Below are 17,278 nucleotides of genomic sequence, written 5' to 3'. Positions count from 1 at the left end.
GGGCGAGATTTACGGGTAAGCCATGCCAGTCAGAATGCAGATCATTCGGCGGCGACTGCCGTATCCAAGACTTCCATGATCGTGAAAGCCGCCCTCACGCGCGCCTCGATGGGGTAGTTTTTGTTTGCGAGAAGGACGATGCCGAGTTTCTTCGCAGGCACGAAAGCGATGTAGCCACCGAAGCCGTTTGTGGATCCGGTTTTGTTGATCAACACCTGCTGCCGCGGGTCGAGCGGCGGTTTGAATGCAGTGACTGCATTGGGCTCCATTGACATCTTCAACGAATTGCCAGCGAGCAGGTCATCCAGGTTGGCGGGATAATCATACTCTTCCCAAATCAGGCCCTGCGTGGTGTTGCCGGCCTTGAAGTATCCTCTCCGCGTCTCATCGACTGCCGCCTGAATATCGGCGGGAACATCGACCATATGCATCTGGACCCGCAGAAAATGAGCAAGATCCGAGGCGGTCGTCTTCACACCGTAGGCCTCCGCCGCAAGCACTCCCGGCGACACGCGCGTCGGCTGGTCCTTTCGTGTGTAGCCCTGGGCATAGTTTACTTCCTCTCCCGGGGGGACAGTGAGAAACGTCTTCTTCAGACCCAGCCTTGGGAAGATCTCAGAGTGCATGACATCGATGTACGGCCTGTCCATGCTCCGCGCGGCAATAGCCCCGAGAAGGCCGATGCTCGGATTGGCGTAGGTGCGGTAGGCACCCTGCTGGTACGTGGGCCTCCAATCCTTGAAATATTGCATCATCTCCGCGTCATTCGTAACGTCGTCCGGGAACTGCTGTGGCATGCCCCCCGGCGTGTGTGTCCCAAGGTGCAAGAGTGCCACCTCCCCTAGCGGACTGCCCTCGAGCTCCGGCACATGGACGGAAACCTGGTCCGATAAGTTGAGCTCGCCCTTCTCCGCAGCGTACGTCGCCAGCGTCACGGTAAAGGTCTTGCTGATCGAGCCAACTTCGAACAGGGTCTCGTCATCGACAGGTTTCTGCGTCTGCTTCGACGCCACCCCATAGTTAAAAACCTCTGTGCCATCATCAGTCACAACGGCCACCGCCACACCTGGAATGCCATGCTCCTCAATCAGCGGCAGGATTACGCGATCGACATTTTCCTTGATGTTGCCGTTTCCATTGGCGGCGACGCCAGGCAACGGCATGAGGCAAGCCATGGCGATCCCCACGTTCAATAGATGGCGCAACTTCATATATCTGTCCTTTCTCCGAGGCTTCGTTCCGTGCCTCGGGGTGTGGGGATTAGCCCGCACCCATGCCTGTTCTCAAACGATCTTATCTGGCACGAGCCATGAGAAAGATTTGGGCTCATGGATTCGCACCCTCAGCAGAGATGGAACGAATTATCTCTCAAAGTGCCCCCGCGGCCTGTTACTTGATGTGTCATGCTGTACTTCATAACATATACAGCATGACTCTGTGTTTCATGTCAATCCAGTGGAGTTGCTTGGCACTCGCCGTCGATTCAGGCGCATGGATGCGGCCGACCGACATAAGGCGAACCTTGCTCGTCATTTGCCCAGACGCGCCTTTAGGAACGGGCCCGTTACCGACTGCTTGTCATTGATAATCTGCTCCGGCGTGCCCTGCGCGACCACCTGTCCGCCATCGCGGCCGGCGCCCGGACCCATGTCGATGATCCAGTCGGCCCGTGCGATCACGTCGAGATTGTGCTCGATCGCGATGACGCTCGAGCCGTTATCGACCAGCCGATCCATGAGGGCGATCAACCTCGCGACGTCGGACATGTGAAGGCCGGTCGTCGGTTCGTCGAGGACATAGGTCTGGCCGCTATTCTGGAGTTCGGTCGCCAGCTTGATGCGCTGGCGCTCGCCACCCGACAGCGTGCTGAGCGGCTGGCCGAGGGCGAGGTAGCCGAGACCGACCTCGACAACGCATCCGAGCGGGCCGCTGACAGGCGGCTGATCGGCGAAAAAGGCGGCCGCGTCCTCAGCTGTCAGCTTCAGCACCTCATCGATCGCCTTGCCGCGGTAGGTCATCGCCAGCACGTCGTCGCGAAACCGCCGGCCGTGACAGGCTTCGCAGATGTTGGTGATTGAATCCATGAAGGCCAGGTCGAGCGTCACCTCGCCGAGGCCGCGGCAGGCCGGACAGGCGCCTGCCGAGTTGGCGCTGAACTGCGAGGGGCTGGTACCGTTCTCTTCGGCGAAGAGGTCGCGCACCGGGTCCAGCACCCCAGTGTAGGTCGCGATGTTCGAGCGGATCGAGCCGGTCAGCGCGCCCTGGTCGACGCAGATAATGTCCGGATGCTGGCGCATCAGCACGCCGTTGATCAGACTGCTCTTGCCCGAGCCAGCCACGCCGGTGACGACCGTCAGCACCCGGCGCGGGATATCGACATCGAACGAAGTGAGATTATGGAGCTTCGCCTTGCGGATGCGAAACGATCCTTGTGCCTCACGCACATCGGCCTTCAACTTTACGCCGGCGTGCAGGAAGCGCCCGGTTGGCGTCTTGGCTTTGGCCAGTGCCGCCACCGTCCCCTCGAACACAACCGTGCCGCCATGCGCGCCGGCACCCGGCCCCATATCGACGACGTGGTCGGCAATGGCGATTACGTCGGGATCGTGCTCAACCACGATAACCGTATTGCCCTTGTCGCGCAGCCCGACAATCAGGTTGTTGAGCTGATGCACGTCGCGCGGGTGGAGGCCGATGCTCGGCTCGTCGAGGATATAGGTCATGTCGGAGAGGCTACTGCCGAGATGGCGGACGATCTTCAACCGCTGCGACTCGCCGCCCGACAAAGTCGGCGTCTGTCGGTCGAGGCTGAGATAGGAGAGCCCTATCGCCGCTAGGCTTTCGAGATGCGCAACGATCGCTGCGACGATTGTCACCGCCCGCGGATCCTCGACCGCGCGAACCACTGGAATGAGATCGGAAACGGACAGAGCGGCGAGTTCGCCGATATGACAGCCGTCGATCTTGCAGGCGAGGATCTTTGCGTTCAGCCGATAGCCATTGCAGGTCGGGCAGCGGCCGCGGGTGATGACGTCGGCCACCGCTTCGCGCTCCTGGGGCTTCATCTGCTCGGGCGATTTCTTCAAGTAGGAGCGGGTAAACCGCTCGACGACGCCTTCATATTTCGAGCTCTTGTACCACTCGGCGGGCGCATCCTTCAGCGTCATCGGCGTCTGGTGCATCAAGAGCCGCCATTCGGCCTTGGTGTAGCGCTCCAGCGGCTTGTCGTTGTCGAACAGGCCCGAGTGGACATAGCGCTTCCATCGATAGCCGCCGACCTTGAAGCCGGGGAAGGTTAGCGCACCCTCGTTGAGCGACTTGGAGCGATCGACGAGCTTTTCCTCGTCGACGGCGACCACCGTCCCGAGGCCGAGACAGGTCGGGCACATCCCCTCGGGATGATTGAACGAGAACACCGAGGATTCACCGACAAATGGCGAGCCGACACGCGAGAACAACAGCCGCAGCAGCGCGTAGATGTCAGTCGCGGTCCCGACGGTAGAGCGCGCGTTGCCGCCGATCCGCTTCTGATCGACGATAATCGCCGGAGAGAGGTTTTCCAGCGCATCGGCGTCCGGCTGGCCGTAATGCGGCAGCCGGTTGCGCACGAACGCCGGGAATGTCTCGTTGAGCTGGCGCTGGGATTCCGCGGCGACTGTATCGAAAACGAGCGACGACTTGCCCGACCCCGAAACGCCGGTGAAGACGGTGATCAGCCTCTTTGGAATCTCGACGCTGACATTCTTCAGATTGTTCTCGCGTGCCCGCACCACGCGCATAACATCGCCGCGGGGCCGTCGAAACCTGGTCACCAGATGTGCCTCGCAGGGAGATCAAGCGTGACGATCGTCACCGCTTCGCCCGTTTCCATTGGCGGCGACGCCGGGGAACGGCATGAGGCAAGCCCCACGTTCAATAGATGGCGCAACTTCATATATCTGTCCTTTCTCGAGGCTTCATTGCGTGCCTCGGGGTGTGGGGATTGGCTCGCACCATGGCACTCGCCATCGATTCAGGCGCATGGATGCGCGCTCGTTAGAGCCGCCAATCCCGCACCCTATGCCGCAGCGCCTACTCGTAAGCCGCTGCAATGGCCCGGGCTGCTGCTGCAATTGTGGCAGCACGCTCATCTTTGCCAGCTCGAGACTCGGCAACAAATGCGGCTACCGCGACGCGGCCGCCATCGGGGGCAGTCAGAATGCCGACGTCGTTGGTCACGCCATTGACACCGTTTCGGGTCTGGCTCGTGCCTGTCTTGTGCCCGATCGTCCAGCCGGAAGGCGCGCCGGCACGCAGACGATCGGGAAACGTAACAGTCCCGTTCATGACCTCCAGGAGATGAGCGGTCGAGGATGCAGACAGGAGTTGACCCGTCGCCAACCTGTGCAGGAAACCAACCATGTCGCGGGGAGTGGCGGTGTCGCGCGGATCCTTGAGGTAGGCTTCAAAAGCGGTCTGGCGCTTGGCGTCGGAAACCTCTTCGCGAGCCTGTTCAAGGCGTTCTGGAAACACAAATTCCGGTGTCCATGTCAGCCCGTCAGTTTCGGTTTGAAGCTCCCGCTCGGTTCGATCGATCCTGATGCCCCGGAGCCCCGCTTCGTCGAGAAATGCCTGTACCGCTTCGACGCCTCCGAGGTGCGAGATCAGCACGTCGGTAGCGGCGCTGTCACTTTCCACCACCGCGCGGCGGACGAGGTCCCCGACACTGGTTTCAAAGGCGCCCCTTTCGGCGACGATATCGGCTATGGGCTGAATGTTGACGCTGAGATCCTCACGGCGAATAGTAACGCGGTCTTCCAAGGCGATACGACGTTCGTCAGCCGCCTTCATCACGGCCGCGGCGACGATCACCTTCATCACACTCTGCAATGAGAAACGCTGCTCGCCATTCACGCAGATGGGGGGCGACGTCTCATCCTGCACGCAGATGCCGACGCGCCCGGGATGGGCGTCGGCGAGAGCCGCGAATTCAGAGTGAAGACGATCTCGATCAGCCAAGCCGCCTGCGATCAGTTGAGTTGGGGCGAGAGTTACAAGAATTGCGAACGCGGCGGTCAAGCCGACCTTTTTTGACATACTTTCACCAGTTTGGAGGATGTGGTCGGACTCTCATTTGCCACATCACGCAAACTGAGCCAAATGATAGATCCTCATCTGAACCTGCATAGCATTCAGTTCGCCCGGTTGGGCGCGGGGCCAATTCTCAAGGTTCTGACAGTTATGTTGGATGAACGGAGCGCCCGCTGCACCGAACGTCGTTCCTCTTCCGCCGCCAGCCGGGCTCGCCCGGCTGAGTAGAATGTTTGCGGCCCACTTTGTCTAAATGGGCGGAATGTTCTCGACGGCGCGCGTGCACCAGGTCTACGGCGCTCGCTTTCGCTTTGGAAACAAACTTGCGCGGCGAGCCAAGACAGATCGAGAGGTGCTACGGGGCGGTGTTGGAGGGCGATCCGGTACGAGACCCTCGCTACACGCAGCTTATTGGTAAGCTGAAGTGATGGCTCGAGCCGCTGCTGCGATAAGGGCGGCCCTCTCGCTTTCGTCAGCGCGGGACTCCGCGACGAAAACAGCGACGGCGATGCGATTGCCCCAGGGAGTCGTCAAGATCCCTACGTCGTTTGTGACGCCGTTAACGCCTTCCCGCGTTGGGCTCGTGCCTGTCCTGTGTCCAATCGTCCAATCTGAAGGAATGCCGGGACGCAAGCCGTCCGGGATGTTAACGGTGTCCTCCATGACGCCCAATAGATAGGCGGTGGAGGCTGCAGAAACGAGCGTTCCCGTTGCTAACCGCTGCAGGAAGGCTACCATCGCACGCGGTGTGGCCGTGTCGCGAGGGTCACGGAGGTACGCTTCGAAAGCAGCGTTGCGCTCCGCTTCGGACACGTGATTGCGAGCCTCTTCGAGACGCTCGGGAAATACAAACTCGGGCGTCCAAACCAGCCCGTCGATTTCTGTCTGAAGCTCCCGCTCCGTCCGATCTATGCGGATGTCCTGCAGCCCTGCCTTGTGGAGGAATGCTTGTATCGCGCTAGTACCCCCCAGACGAGCAATCAGCACATCAGCAGCGGCGTTGTCGTTGTCCACCACGGCTCGCCGGACGAGGTCCCCGATAGTCGTTTCAAATGCGCCCTTTTCCACAACGATATCGGCAATCGGCTGAATATTGACGCTCAGATCCTCGCGCCGGATGGTGATGCGATCGTCCAGCGCCATGCGCTGTTCGTCGACAGCTTGCATGACGGCCGCGGCGATGACGATTTTCACGGCGCTCCGAAGCGAGAACCGCTGCTCCCCGTTCACACAAATCGGCGGAAGCACCCTGCCTTGGGCGCAAATGCCGACTCGGGCGGGATGCGCGTTGGCGAGCGCTTGGAACTGTAAGCGAAGGCGGTCCAGATCAGCAAAACCCCCTCCGAGCAATTGAGTTGGGAGAAAAGCTACAAGTATGGCGAGTGCAGCGGCCAGGCAGGTCTCTTTTTGCATCGTTTCTCACCGAACGACGGAAATTGCCCGACACGATTATTGCCATATGGAGAAAGCTGAACCAAATGATGAGCTATCAGGCTTACCTGAACAGGATTCAGCTTTTATGGACTGGCGTCGTCTCGACCTCAATCTTCTGAAGGTACTGGCGATCATGCTGGAGGAGCGAAGCGTTGCCCGCTGCGCCGACCGGCTCTTTATTTCTCCATCCGCCGTCAGCCACGCCCTTGGGCGACTTCGAAAGGTGTTTTCCGATCCGCTCTTTGTTCGAACGGGCAGCGGGATGGTTCCGACAGCAAGAGCACTAAGCCTGGAACGATCCCTTTCCCTTCTCGGCTCCGCATTGGATGCCGAACTCGAAACAGGCGGCGCAAGCGCATCTCTCGAGACGTTCGAGCCGGGCGCATCAGCACGGGACCTTCGAGTGGTCTCTCCCGGGGCTCTGGAGGTCTCGCTGTTGCCGGCACTCACGGCAATCTTGCGGGACCGAGCACCAGACTGGTCCCTAACGATCGAGTCGTTTGAACGGCGCAGCTATGAAGGCGACCTAGCCACTGGGCGCGTCGACTTCGTGCTTTCCGTCGGAGGCGCCACACCCGTCGGACCACTCGTCGGGGCGGACACCTTGTGGGAGGATGAGCTCGTTGTTTTGGCCGGCCCGCGCTCGCCGCTTCATAAAGCTCCCGATCGGATTACGACAGAGCTTTTCCTGGCGCAGCAACACGTCTATCCGCTACCCTGGCCAATGTCACAAAATTACCTCGATGTAGAACTCGCACGAGCAGGAAGGCATCGCAAAATCGCCCTCTCCGTGCCGAGCTATGCGGCCTTGGGCAATGTGATCGAAGCCACGGACCTCATAGCATCAATGCCCGACAGGTCGGCCAAGGCGCTGATCTGCTGCCATCCCGATCTGCGGCTCATTCGCCTTGATCCTCCCAGACGATCGCAGCTTTCATTGCTTTGGGGTGTCTCCGCCTTGCGGGAGCCGGCGATCTCGTGGGCCCGAAGCATAATACAAGACGCCGCCGCCAGGCTTGAATGATCGTGCCGACGCAGGGACTGGCCGCACTATCCTGAGCGGTCACACTTAGGCACCGCTGCCGACGCGAACCATCCCTCCTGCCCATCAACTGTCTTGTTTTGTTCCCCGAACTCGACGGCGGATATTCGACAGGTATCTTCGCAAAGGGCTGTACTGACGGTGAGCTTGCAACACCCACTCAAGCACCTCCCGATAATTGAGACCGAGATCGTCAAGGCGACTCCGGTCCCGCAGAAGGTCGTTCAACAAACGTCGCGCCTCCCGGCGTTGCTCCAACTCTGAGCGGATGGCCTGGAAGATCGTGAGAGGCTTGCAAGTTGCCTCGCGTGAAGAAGCGATTGCTGCGATCAAAGGTGGGGTCCAGTGACGTCCGTAGCGTTCCTGCAGCGCTGGCAGCTTCCAGTCGCTTCCGCTGACAATCCCCCGGCAATCCGCAGTTCCACACCTGCAACTCATGAACCAGTTTGGGCTGATCGTGTGGGTAGCATAGTCGATCGTCAGTTCCTCACCCTTGGTAATCACGCGCCGCGCAACCACGGTCGTTGCGTCCTGATGCCAGAGGTTAGGATCGCAACTGTGGTTCCCGTAGCGCACCGGGTGCGCGGGATCGATCAGGATATGTGCCCCATCGCCAACGCAGAGGCTGCTATAGGGGGGCGTCAGTGCATCCAGCGTCGCATCATCAATGATCTGACCGCCTAAACGCATCACCGGCTCGCCGGCTGGGATGTCTCGTGTCGCAAAAAGGCCAAGCCCTTCGATCTCTGAGCCACGGACGGCAGCTGCGGGGCTCAGCCAGCACGCGCTTGGAACACGAAGGATAGAATTCATAGCAATTCAGGCGCCTTCGCGCCTGTCTCCTGTTAAGGGGAAGGCGCAGCGCCAAGAAAGAGCTCAAGCTCCGACGGGGACGCCGGAGGTAAGAGCTTCGTCAATAAAGACCAGGGTCGCCGGGACTCGGCTGTTTTGAGCTAACGGTCCATTTGTCCGCTCATCGTTCAGACCAAGAATATTTAGGCGCCACTGCTCGCCTGTGCAATGTCAGCATCGGGCCGTGGCGGGGCAAGGTCGCAGAGCACACCGAAGTGGTCACTAGCCCAAACTCCATCGACGGCGGCGTCGAACGCGCGGCGGCAGTCTAGGATGCGCAGCGTGGGGCCGCCATGATGGCCACAGCGGATCATGATGTGGTCTATGCGTTGGAAAGGCCAATCCCAGTTGGTCTCCCGCATCAACGGGTTCTCGGTAGTGAAGGTCTCGCCACCCCCGGGACCATGGATGCTCTCCCAGGCACTGCGATAGCAGACGCTGAGGCCGTCAAGAGACTGCTTTCCGGCAAAGAAGCGGATGCTCGCGGCATCCGGAGCGGCATCGAGGTCGCCGGCAAGAATGACATGCATCGGGTCGCGTCGAAGCATGGCCTCCACGGCACGCGCGAGGACCACGGCCTGCAACTCGCGCTCGTGCTCGTGGTCGAGTTGCCATTGTGGAAAGTGGTTGACGAAGAGAAATCGGCCTATGGCGGGTGGCCCCTCGATCTCGGCGAGCAAGGCCGTGCAGGAAAAGCCCTCGCAGCGTTCGGTGACGCGCAGGTCGAGTTCCCTCAAAACACGCATCGGCCAACGGCTGGCGATGGAAATCCCCTGGCCGTCGGGGTCACGTTCTCGCGAGTGCGCAACCTCGTAGCCGTCGGGCAGGAAGTCCCGTGTCTGGTCGTCTCCGGCGTGCACGACTGTTTCCTGCAACGCGATCACGTCGGGTCCAAGCTCGGTAAGGCCATCGCGCAGTTTGGCGGCTCGCGCGGGCCAGTCCGCGCGTTTGCCGTAGATGTTATGGGTCAAGACCCGCAATTCCCGATCCTGCATCAGCATATCCGTCCTCTAATGCCGACCTTACCGTCCTCTCCGGCTGAGCAAACGCTTGGCAACGGGTGATTCCCACCTGCTGGGTACGGCCTCGACAGACGAACAGCGACATCGAAGAGCACGCGCGCGTCACTCAATCGGCAGTCCGTGCAACTTGAGGAATGAAAGCTTGTCCCAGTAGCCTCGCTGGAAAACGATGCGATCGTCGCGCACCGTGAAAAATCCACAACCGCGCAGTCCGGCGGGGTCGCGCCATTCAAGGGCGACAACATCACCGGCTTCGTGGACTGCTTCCACGATGCAGGTCATCGCGGCAGCCGCGAACTCGCGCTCGAACATTGCGCGGATTGCGTCGCGGCCTTCCACCGGAGCCTGCGTCACCTGGTGGTTCACAGCATCGGCATGGTAGAGGTCGGCCAAGCCGTCAGCGTCGCCGGCGTTGAACCTTTCGACCCAATTCTCGACAATCTTGCGCGGCGACATGTCGCTCCTTTTCTACAATGTTCGAAATGTCGGAACACCGACTCCCCGGTCGGACGAAAACTATTGGCGCAGCAGGTCTTCGATTCTGATGTCCAGCCGGTTCAGGCGCGCACGCAGTTCTGGCCATTCCTGCTCGAGGAACCTTCGACGCTCCCGCTGGAGTAACGCCTTGCGGATACCTTTCCGCACTTCGAAGCCAATGCCGCGGCGCTTCTCGGTGACCCCTTCTTCTGACAGTTCCTGAAACACTTTGGTTGTGGTGATCGTGCTCACCCCGAAGTCGGTCGCGAGTTGCCGGACGGACGGCAGGAGTTCGCCCTCGCGGTAGGTGCCCTCAAGAATCCCTCTGATCAGCGCGTCCACGATCTGCCTGTAAATCGGCTGGTCCTCATTCCATGTGATTTCAGCCATCTCGTCCTCACCTCACCCTCATGTGCTGCATTCACATATACACCCATTTGACATGTGCACAACAGATGTGGTGTATATGTTATGCATAACAGCTAGGTGAGTTGCGCTTGAACATTGCCGCGAAATTTCCTCGGCGCGTTGACAGAGATCCCGGAGGCGACGATACGCCGGCGTCGCCGATGGATCGGCACGTCCCTCGAGGCCGGCTTCGCCGTACTCATGTGATCGCTACCGGTGTAGGCGTATTGTTGCTGACCGTCGGTGGCTATGCTTACATGAATTTTGGGCGCCACAGCACGATCGCCATCCCGGTCGACCGCGTTACCATATCCTCCGTTCAACGAGCTCCGTTCAGCGACTACGTGCCTGTTACAGGTACCGTCGTCCCGATGACTTCTATCTTCATCGACGCGGTAGAAGGCGGCCAAGTCACGGAGGTATTGGTTGAAGAAGGCGCCTGGGTCGAGGCGGGCCAGCCCTTGGCCCGCCTAAAGAATGCGCAACTCGAACTCGAGGTGCTGGCGCAGGAAGCTCAGGTCGCGGAACGTCAGAACGACGTCGCATCCGCTCGCCTGAAGTTTGATCAGGACGAACTCAAGAACCGCCGCGATCGCATGCTGACGGCCCTGGAAATTCGCAAGCGGTCGGACCTCCTTAACCGCCGCCGCAATCTCGCAGGATCCGCCTTTCCGGCAGCGGAGATCGCTGACCTGGAAAGGGAACTCGACTACTACCGAGAACTGCTGGCTGTCATGGAGGAATCGCACGCGCAAGAGCGTCAGCTCGCGCTCAACAATCTGCGCCAGTCCCAGGAATCCGTCGATCGGATGGCGCAAACGATGGAACTCGTGCGGCGCAGTCTCGATAACCTCAATCTCGTTGCTCCCTCCACCGGCCAACTCACCACGTTCGACCTGAACGTTGGTGCGGTTCTCGCCGCTGGGCAGCGTATCGGCCAGGTAGACGCAGTCGACTCCTTTAAGATCTCGGCGCTGGTAGACGAGTTCTACCTCGGCCGCGTCGCAAAGGGACAGTCCGCCACGGTCGAACTCGCGGGCCGCACGGCTGAGCTTGGGGTCGCAAAGATTTACCCCAACGTGCAGGACCAGCAGTTTCAGGTTGACATGACCTTCGTCGGCCCACCGCCGGAAGGGCTTCGTCGTGGACAGACCCTGCGTCCCCGTATTGAGCTCGGCGAGACAGAGGACAGCCTCGTCCTGCCAAATGGGCCTTATGTCGACGACACCGGCGGAGTCTGGGTTTTTGTCGTCTCCCCGGGCGGCGCCTCTGCGAGACGGCAAAGCGTGCAGCTCGGCCGCCGCAACCCGGACATGGTGGAGGTTTTGCAAGGTCTCAACGAGGGGGATCGCGTCGTCGTCTCTACCTACCAAGCCTTTCACGATTTCGAACGCATCGACTTCAACTGACTACGGACGGACCCGATGAATTATAGACCTGACGAAATCAACGAAACCGTCTTGCCAACTCCGGGGAGGAGGCAAGGGCTTGGAGAGCGTCTCGTCAGCCTCTCCGGGCTGCGGAAGACGTATCGAACCGAACATGTGGAGACGACAGCGCTCGACGAGGTCGACCTGGCAATCAACCGAGGGGAATTCCTCGCTATCATGGGCCCGTCGGGCTGTGGGAAATCTACCCTCTTGAATGTGATCGGAATGATCGACAGCCCCACCGGAGGGCGCTACGTCTTCAACGGCACCGACATTTCAGATGCGCCCGAACGGCAGCTAGTCGATCTGCGCAAGAAAAGCCTCGGCTTCATCTTTCAAAGCTTCAATTTGATCGACGAATTGTCGGTCGCCGAGAATGTGGAGTTGCCACTGCTTTACAGCGGCGTCCCGGCCGCGGAGCGTCGCGTTCGGGTGCGAGATGTACTCGAACTCGTCGACTTAAATGCTCGGGCGCGACATAAGCCGTCGCAGCTTTCCGGAGGCCAACAGCAGCGGGTCGCTATTGCCCGAGCTGTCGTAAATGACCCGAAGCTCATTTTGGCGGACGAACCAACCGGCAACTTGGATTCCAAGAATGGCGCCGATGTCATGGACATGCTCCGCATCCTCCATGAGCAGGGCGCGACGATCGTCATGGTAACCCACTCGCTCTCCGATGCTGAACGGGCGCAACGAATCGTCAACATGCTCGACGGTCGAATCGTCGGAGAGAAACGCCGACCGACGGGAGAGCAGGCATGATCTATCATTATCTTGCCATTGCTCTTGTAAAGTTTGCCCGTAGCCCCTTCACGACCATGGCCAATATTCTGACCTTGGCACTGGGGCTCGCATGTTACCTCGGCGCGTATGGGATTACGACCTACTGGCAATCGGCCGACCGCTACCACGCGAACGCAGATCGCCTCTACGTTGTCGGACAGACGGTCTCGTACGCCGATCGTGAGGTGGCGACGACCACGGGAATGAGTTCCTCGACCGTCGCTCGATACCTGACTGCGGATTTCCCGGAGATCGAACGCACGGCTCGCGCGATGACCGAGCGCGATGTTGCGGTGGCCAGCGGCGAAAGCAAAGCACTCCTCAATGTAGGTGTCGTCGACCGCTCGTTCCTTGAAATGTTCGATTTCGAGTTCCTCGAAGGAAGCCGCGAGGACGCCCTTGGCGATCCAACCGGCGTCATTCTCACGCAGCAGGCCGCCGAACGGCTCTTCGGTTCCTCACCCGCTCTAGGCGAGAGCGTCACGATCAACAACACACGGCAGGCGAGCGTAACCGGCGTAATAGCGCCGGTGCGACAGCCGTCAATTATGGGATCAGGGCAAAATGCCGTGTTCAGCTTTGACGTGCTCGCGCAGTGGACTGGAACGCCTTCGGCCGCCCGACTCGATGAGCGGGATAATTGGATGGCGATCAGGGGCTTCACGTTCATAACGCTCGCCGAGGGGGCCTCGATTGAAGCCCTGAATCGCAGGCTTTCTGATTTCGTCAGCAGCCGGGTGCCGCCACGTCAATTGCAAGGAGGCGAGTTCGGCCTCGCGGTGTTCCCGATTAGCGACCTGACGACACTCCGATTGGACAGTCTGCTTTTCTCCAACAGCGCCGTTGGTTTGTCGGCACTGTTGGTCCTGCTCGGGCTGGCTGTGATGACGCTCGTGGTGGCGGGTGTGAACTACGCCAATCTAGCGACCGCACAGGCAATCTCGCGGGCGAAGGAAATAGGAATGCGCAAGGTCGTAGGCGCCAGCCGAAGCCAGGTGGCGCTCCAGTCCTGGATTGAATCGCTTCTCTTGACCAGCGTGGCCGCGATCGTCGCGGTAGGCCTCCTTTCGTTCGCGGCTCCCTCGGTCGAAACATCGACGGGGATTGATGTCCTGTTCTTCCTTGGCCAAGGCCGCCAGCCAATCATTGCGATTCTCGCGCTCGTCCTCCTGGTCGGGTTCGCGGCAGGTGCATACCCGGCGCTCGTGATGTCGCGGGTGAGGCCGATCGAGGCTCTCCAGGCAGGTCGCTCCCGGACGGGTTCGCGCCTCGTGCAAAGCACTCTCGTCATCGTTCAGTTTGCAAGCGCCAGCTTCCTTCTCATTCTTGTCACGGTCACGCAGATGCAGCGCGCCCACCTCGAAGCGAAGGCACTGGCCCACCATGGCGACCCAATCGTCTTCCTGAACGACCTGCGTCCGATTGAGGTCGACTACGAAACACTGAAAGCGCAGTTGGCTCGCGTACCCGGGGTAGAGACGATCTCTGCCGTCGAGTGGCTCCCGTGGATGGCGGGAGGCATGGTGACGGCGCTGTCGCGTTCCGCCGAGGGTGCCGCGAGCCGGACAACGGCTTACATGAAGCGGGTCGATTACGACTACTTCTCGGCCATGGATATCAATATGGTTGCTGGACGGCCGTTTGATCCAAACCAGGACCTTCCACGTCAACAGGCCGCGGGCGCTGCACAGATGCGCTCGATCATCATCGACGAAATGTTTGCACGACGCCTTGGCTTCCCCACTGCGCAGGAGGCTGTGGGAGAAATTGTCTATTTCCCCCCGCAGCCAATGGCCGGAAGGCCGGCAGCCCCGGCCATCGTCATCGGCGTTGCGGAAGCTGAGGTCACGCGACTTGAAGCGACCGACGTGAGCGGCCAAGTCTATGAACTGCTGCCTGTTTCGTCGGCTGGACGATTGTTTCCCGTGGTTCGCATTCAGCACAGCGCCATCTCCGACGCAGTGACCGGAGTGACGCGCGCCTGGGACTCGATTGCCCCGAGGGTCCCCGCCCAGGTTCGCTTTCTCGATGAGCTCTTCGGGGCAAGTTTCCGAGAGCATGAGCGGATCAATCGGCTCTTTATGCTCTTGGCGGGAACGGCCCTCATTATTGCGGCCATCGGTCAACTCGGCATCGGTGTCCACGTTACCACTCGCCGGCGACATGAGATCGGCGTACGCAAGGTGTTGGGTTCGTCGTCCTTGGGGATCGTTAGGCTCCTGCTTGTCGATCTCGCCAAGCCTGTCCTGATTGCCAACATTATCGCCTGGCCATTCGCGTATCTCGCCGCCCAGGCGTACTTGCAGGCGTTCGGCGAACGGATGTCGCTGACGCCCCTGCCCTTCCTGCTCGGCCTGGTCGCGACGCTGGTGGTTGCCTGGGCCTCCGTATGCGCAGAGGTCTTGAAGGCGGCGCGAATTCGCCCAGCCGAGGTTCTTAGGCACGCCTGATCAGGCGTGCCTAACGCTCGCACATCCAAACACCCGAAACCTCAACCTGAAATGGAGCGACTATATGATCCGGAATATTCGCGTGCTGGGCCTGGGCCTGGCTATTCTCCTGTGCAGTCTCGTGAACGCGACCACTGCAATTGCCGAAGGTGAGAAGGTACGCCGCACGACTCCGCCAGAGCCTGAGACCACCGTCAGGATCCTCCAGCAAACCTGCGAGGCAGATATAAGGGCGATCTGCACTGGGAAACGAGGCGACGATGCAATTGTCTGCATACGCGAGAACGCGGAAAGGGTGAGCGCGCCGTGTAAGGAAGTGATCACTAAGATGCAAGGTCATCGAGTACGCGTGAAATAACTGCTCAACACGCTAACCTGCTCCCGCCACCACAAAGTGGTAGGCGGCCCGAGCGCCCTGCGGGGCTCTCGCCTGCAACCAATGGGCTGCCGGCACCGCTACAAATTACCCCTCCGGCGAGTCCCCGAACTCGGTCGGAGTGGGTCATGTGGCTGCCCTTCTGCACTACCACGGGGCCGCAAGCCGACGTACTAATCTGCCGCCAACCCGAAGCCTCGAGGACCGATTCTTATGCCAGAATACGCGCCGCTGTTTAAGGATTTCGCAGCTCGTATCGTTCCCATCGGCTCCGTAGATATCCACTGCCGGATCGCGGGCGATCGGCCGGCACTGCTGGATGCCCCCAAACACGCGTCATGTGGCACAAACAGTAACTGACGCGGCTCATCAAGCGAACCACCATCTCTCGATCGCACGTGTGCCATCCAACTCATAGTTGCTGGCAACTTCACCGTGCGAGACTTTGTTGGAGCAGGCGGTCACGAAGTTTGCGAACATCGGAATCAAAGCCCCGCCATCATCACTCACGAGACGCTGTAGATCGCCGTACATTTCCCCGCGCTTTGCCTCATCCAGCTCGCTGCGAGCAGCAACGAGGATCATATTAAACTGCTTATTCTGCCAGAATGCTTCGTTCCAGTTCGCGTTCGCCGAGTAAGCATGTGAAAAGATGTAATTGGGAGTTACGCCGCCAGACCAGTAACTCGCACACCAAGGCTTTTTCATCCAGATGTCGCTCCAGTAGCCATCGCTCGGAACACGTGAAACGGCAAGTTCGATACCCGCCCTGCTCTCCTGCTCCCGCAGGAGAGTGCCGGTATCGACCGCGCCTGGAAAGGCAGCTTCCGAAACGGTGAGCTCAACCTTAAGTGCATCCATGCCGGCCTTCTTAAGGTGGAACCTGCCTTTCTCGGGGTCATAGACACGCTGCGGCAGGTCGACCGCGAAATATTTTTGTTTTCGCCCGATAGGATGGTCGTTGCCGACGTAGCCATGGCCCTGCAGAATTGTCTTCACTAATGCCTCGCGATCGACACCATATTTTATGGCGAGGCGTACGTTTACATCATTGAAAGGTGCCGTGTCGCAACGCATGGGAAACGCATAGTGCAGGGAGCCGGACGCCTCCTCCACCTTTATCTCTGAGCGACGTGACAGAAGATTGACTGTCTTCGGATCGATGCTGTCGATAACGTCGACGGTTCCGCCGAGGAGCGCGCTGACGCGCGCCGTGGCGTCCTTGATGCAAAGCACGTCGGCCGAGTCGAAAAATGCGCGATCTGGTCTGAAGTAGTTTGGATTCCGCTCCAGCGCCGTCCGCACACCCGGCTCGAATCTGACAAGTTTATACCCACCCGTGCCGATGCCAGATTTCCAATCGATTGTGCCGTCCTTCGAAGGCATCACAGATAAGAAGTAGACGCTTAGGAAGGCGTCGAAGTCCGACATGCTTTCCTTTAGTGTGAACACTACGACCGACTCGCCGTCGGCCTTTATATCTTCGATAGGTTCAACGAGGGCTATGCCTGCGGATGAAGATTTTTCTCCACGGTGGTGATTGATAGATGCAACGACGTCCGTGGCCCTAAGCGGCTTTCCGTCATGGAATTCCACACCTTTGTGCAACTGGAATGTCCACGTCTTCGCATCCTTTGACACGTCCCAGCTCTCGGCCAAGTCTCCGCCGATCTCGCCTGACGCCAAGACCTCTGTCAGCGTGCTGCGCAATGCGTATCCAACAAGCTGCATATATGCGTCCGGAAATGTCGCTGGGTCGAGCGTGTCGGTCGCTGAACCGTGACCAATACCAAGGCGAAGATGTCCCCCTCGCATAGGCGTCTGCGCGCGGGCTGCGTTGAAGCCAAGTCCGACGAGAGCTGCAGTCGCGGCGCTTGTCTTGATTAGCTGTCTACGGTTGATCCCTGTTAGCATGCCTTCTTCCCTTTTATGTG

13 protein-coding genes are annotated in these 17,278 nt (G+C 59.8%); 4 read left to right on the top strand and 9 right to left on the bottom strand.

What is annotated here, in order from left to right; all coding sequences use genetic code 11:
- Window positions 1–41 precede the first annotated feature (41 nt).
- The 4 genes from ampC to bla (ACMGE0_RS11490) all read right to left on the bottom strand — a co-directional run bounded on the left by ampC (window position 42) and on the right by bla (ACMGE0_RS11490) (window position 6,483).
- On the bottom strand, window positions 42–1,211 hold the full coding sequence (ampC, locus tag ACMGE0_RS11505; protein ID WP_436815992.1) for a class C beta-lactamase: 1,170 nt from the start codon (window positions 1,209–1,211) through the stop codon (window positions 42–44).
- A gap of 318 nt (window positions 1,212–1,529) precedes the next feature.
- A complete protein-coding gene (locus ACMGE0_RS11500) occupies window positions 1,530–3,812 on the bottom strand; it encodes an excinuclease ABC subunit UvrA (protein WP_436815991.1) in 2,283 nt (760 codons plus the stop codon).
- A 259-nt stretch (window positions 3,813–4,071) separates the two neighbouring features.
- Entirely contained in the window at window positions 4,072–5,076 is a 1,005-nt protein-coding gene (bla, locus tag ACMGE0_RS11495; RefSeq protein WP_436815990.1) for a class A beta-lactamase, read from the bottom strand.
- 402 nt (window positions 5,077–5,478) lie between these two features.
- Entirely contained in the window at window positions 5,479–6,483 is a 1,005-nt protein-coding gene (gene bla, locus ACMGE0_RS11490) for a class A beta-lactamase (protein ID WP_436815989.1), read from the bottom strand.
- A gap of 46 nt (window positions 6,484–6,529) precedes the next feature.
- On the opposite strand from bla (ACMGE0_RS11490), the gene ACMGE0_RS11485 reads away from it, so the two are divergent.
- A complete protein-coding gene (locus tag ACMGE0_RS11485) occupies window positions 6,530–7,528 on the top strand; it encodes a LysR family transcriptional regulator (RefSeq protein ID WP_436815988.1) in 999 nt (332 codons plus the stop codon).
- Between the two features lie 84 nt (window positions 7,529–7,612).
- Here ACMGE0_RS11485 and ACMGE0_RS11480 read toward each other — a convergent pair whose 3' ends face one another.
- The 4 genes from ACMGE0_RS11480 to ACMGE0_RS11465 form a co-directional block, all read right to left on the bottom strand.
- Window positions 7,613–8,359: an SET domain-containing protein gene (locus ACMGE0_RS11480; RefSeq protein ID WP_436815987.1), complete on the bottom strand. Its 747-nt coding sequence runs from the start codon at window positions 8,357–8,359 to the stop codon at window positions 7,613–7,615.
- A 182-nt stretch (window positions 8,360–8,541) separates the two neighbouring features.
- Window positions 8,542–9,399, bottom strand: a complete 858-nt coding sequence (locus ACMGE0_RS11475) for an endonuclease/exonuclease/phosphatase family protein (protein WP_436815986.1) — start codon at window positions 9,397–9,399, stop codon at window positions 8,542–8,544.
- A gap of 123 nt (window positions 9,400–9,522) precedes the next feature.
- Complete coding sequence (locus tag ACMGE0_RS11470; protein WP_436815985.1) at window positions 9,523–9,876, bottom strand: nuclear transport factor 2 family protein; 354 nt, start codon at window positions 9,874–9,876, stop codon at window positions 9,523–9,525.
- Between the two features lie 60 nt (window positions 9,877–9,936).
- The gene (locus ACMGE0_RS11465; RefSeq protein WP_436815984.1) at window positions 9,937–10,287 is read right to left on the bottom strand and encodes a GntR family transcriptional regulator; all 351 of its coding nucleotides are present in this window, start codon (window positions 10,285–10,287) and stop codon (window positions 9,937–9,939) included.
- A gap of 107 nt (window positions 10,288–10,394) precedes the next feature.
- Between ACMGE0_RS11465 and ACMGE0_RS11460 the strand changes: the two genes are divergently transcribed.
- The 3 genes from ACMGE0_RS11460 to ACMGE0_RS11450 are packed head-to-tail and all read left to right on the top strand — an operon-like array spanning window position 10,395 to window position 14,968.
- Complete coding sequence (locus ACMGE0_RS11460; RefSeq protein WP_436815983.1) at window positions 10,395–11,714, top strand: efflux RND transporter periplasmic adaptor subunit; 1,320 nt, start codon at window positions 10,395–10,397, stop codon at window positions 11,712–11,714.
- A gap of 15 nt (window positions 11,715–11,729) precedes the next feature.
- Window positions 11,730–12,497, top strand: a complete 768-nt coding sequence (locus tag ACMGE0_RS11455) for an ABC transporter ATP-binding protein (protein WP_436815982.1) — start codon at window positions 11,730–11,732, stop codon at window positions 12,495–12,497.
- Window positions 12,494–14,968: an ABC transporter permease gene (locus ACMGE0_RS11450; protein ID WP_436815981.1), complete on the top strand. Its 2,475-nt coding sequence runs from the start codon at window positions 12,494–12,496 to the stop codon at window positions 14,966–14,968. The genes ACMGE0_RS11455 and ACMGE0_RS11450 overlap by 4 nt, the downstream gene beginning before the upstream one ends.
- A 745-nt stretch (window positions 14,969–15,713) precedes the next feature.
- Here the strand turns inward: ACMGE0_RS11450 and ACMGE0_RS11445 are convergent.
- A complete protein-coding gene (locus tag ACMGE0_RS11445; RefSeq protein WP_436815980.1) occupies window positions 15,714–17,258 on the bottom strand; it encodes an ABC transporter substrate-binding protein in 1,545 nt (514 codons plus the stop codon).
- Window positions 17,259–17,278: the final 20 nt, after the last annotated feature.

Source organism: Neorhizobium descurainiae, from assembly GCF_051400715.1.
In the GTDB taxonomy this organism is placed as follows: Bacteria; Pseudomonadota; Alphaproteobacteria; order Rhizobiales; family Rhizobiaceae; genus Neorhizobium.
The sequence above is the reverse complement of the archived record's forward strand: the minus strand, read 5'-3'. Positions and strand labels throughout refer to the sequence as shown.

Bases quoted from the DNA above. Each gene is read 5' to 3' on its own strand.
- ampC (WP_436815992.1), bottom strand. From the start codon at position 1,211: ATGAAGTTGCGCCATCTATTGAACGTGGGGATCGCCATGGCTTGCCTC.
- bla (WP_436815990.1), bottom strand. From the start codon at position 5,076: ATGTCAAAAAAGGTCGGCTTGACCGCCGCGTTCGCAATTCTTGTAACT.
- bla (WP_436815989.1), bottom strand. From the start codon at position 6,483: ATGCAAAAAGAGACCTGCCTGGCCGCTGCACTCGCCATACTTGTAGCT.
- ACMGE0_RS11485 (WP_436815988.1), top strand. From the start codon at position 6,530: ATGGAGAAAGCTGAACCAAATGATGAGCTATCAGGCTTACCTGAACAG.
- ACMGE0_RS11480 (WP_436815987.1), bottom strand. From the start codon at position 8,359: ATGAATTCTATCCTTCGTGTTCCAAGCGCGTGCTGGCTGAGCCCCGCA.
- ACMGE0_RS11475 (WP_436815986.1), bottom strand. From the start codon at position 9,399: ATGCTGATGCAGGATCGGGAATTGCGGGTCTTGACCCATAACATCTAC.
- ACMGE0_RS11470 (WP_436815985.1), bottom strand. From the start codon at position 9,876: ATGTCGCCGCGCAAGATTGTCGAGAATTGGGTCGAAAGGTTCAACGCC.
- ACMGE0_RS11465 (WP_436815984.1), bottom strand. From the start codon at position 10,287: ATGGCTGAAATCACATGGAATGAGGACCAGCCGATTTACAGGCAGATC.
- ACMGE0_RS11455 (WP_436815982.1), top strand. From the start codon at position 11,730: ATGAATTATAGACCTGACGAAATCAACGAAACCGTCTTGCCAACTCCG.
- ACMGE0_RS11450 (WP_436815981.1), top strand. From the start codon at position 12,494: ATGATCTATCATTATCTTGCCATTGCTCTTGTAAAGTTTGCCCGTAGC.
- ACMGE0_RS11445 (WP_436815980.1), bottom strand. From the start codon at position 17,258: ATGCTAACAGGGATCAACCGTAGACAGCTAATCAAGACAAGCGCCGCG.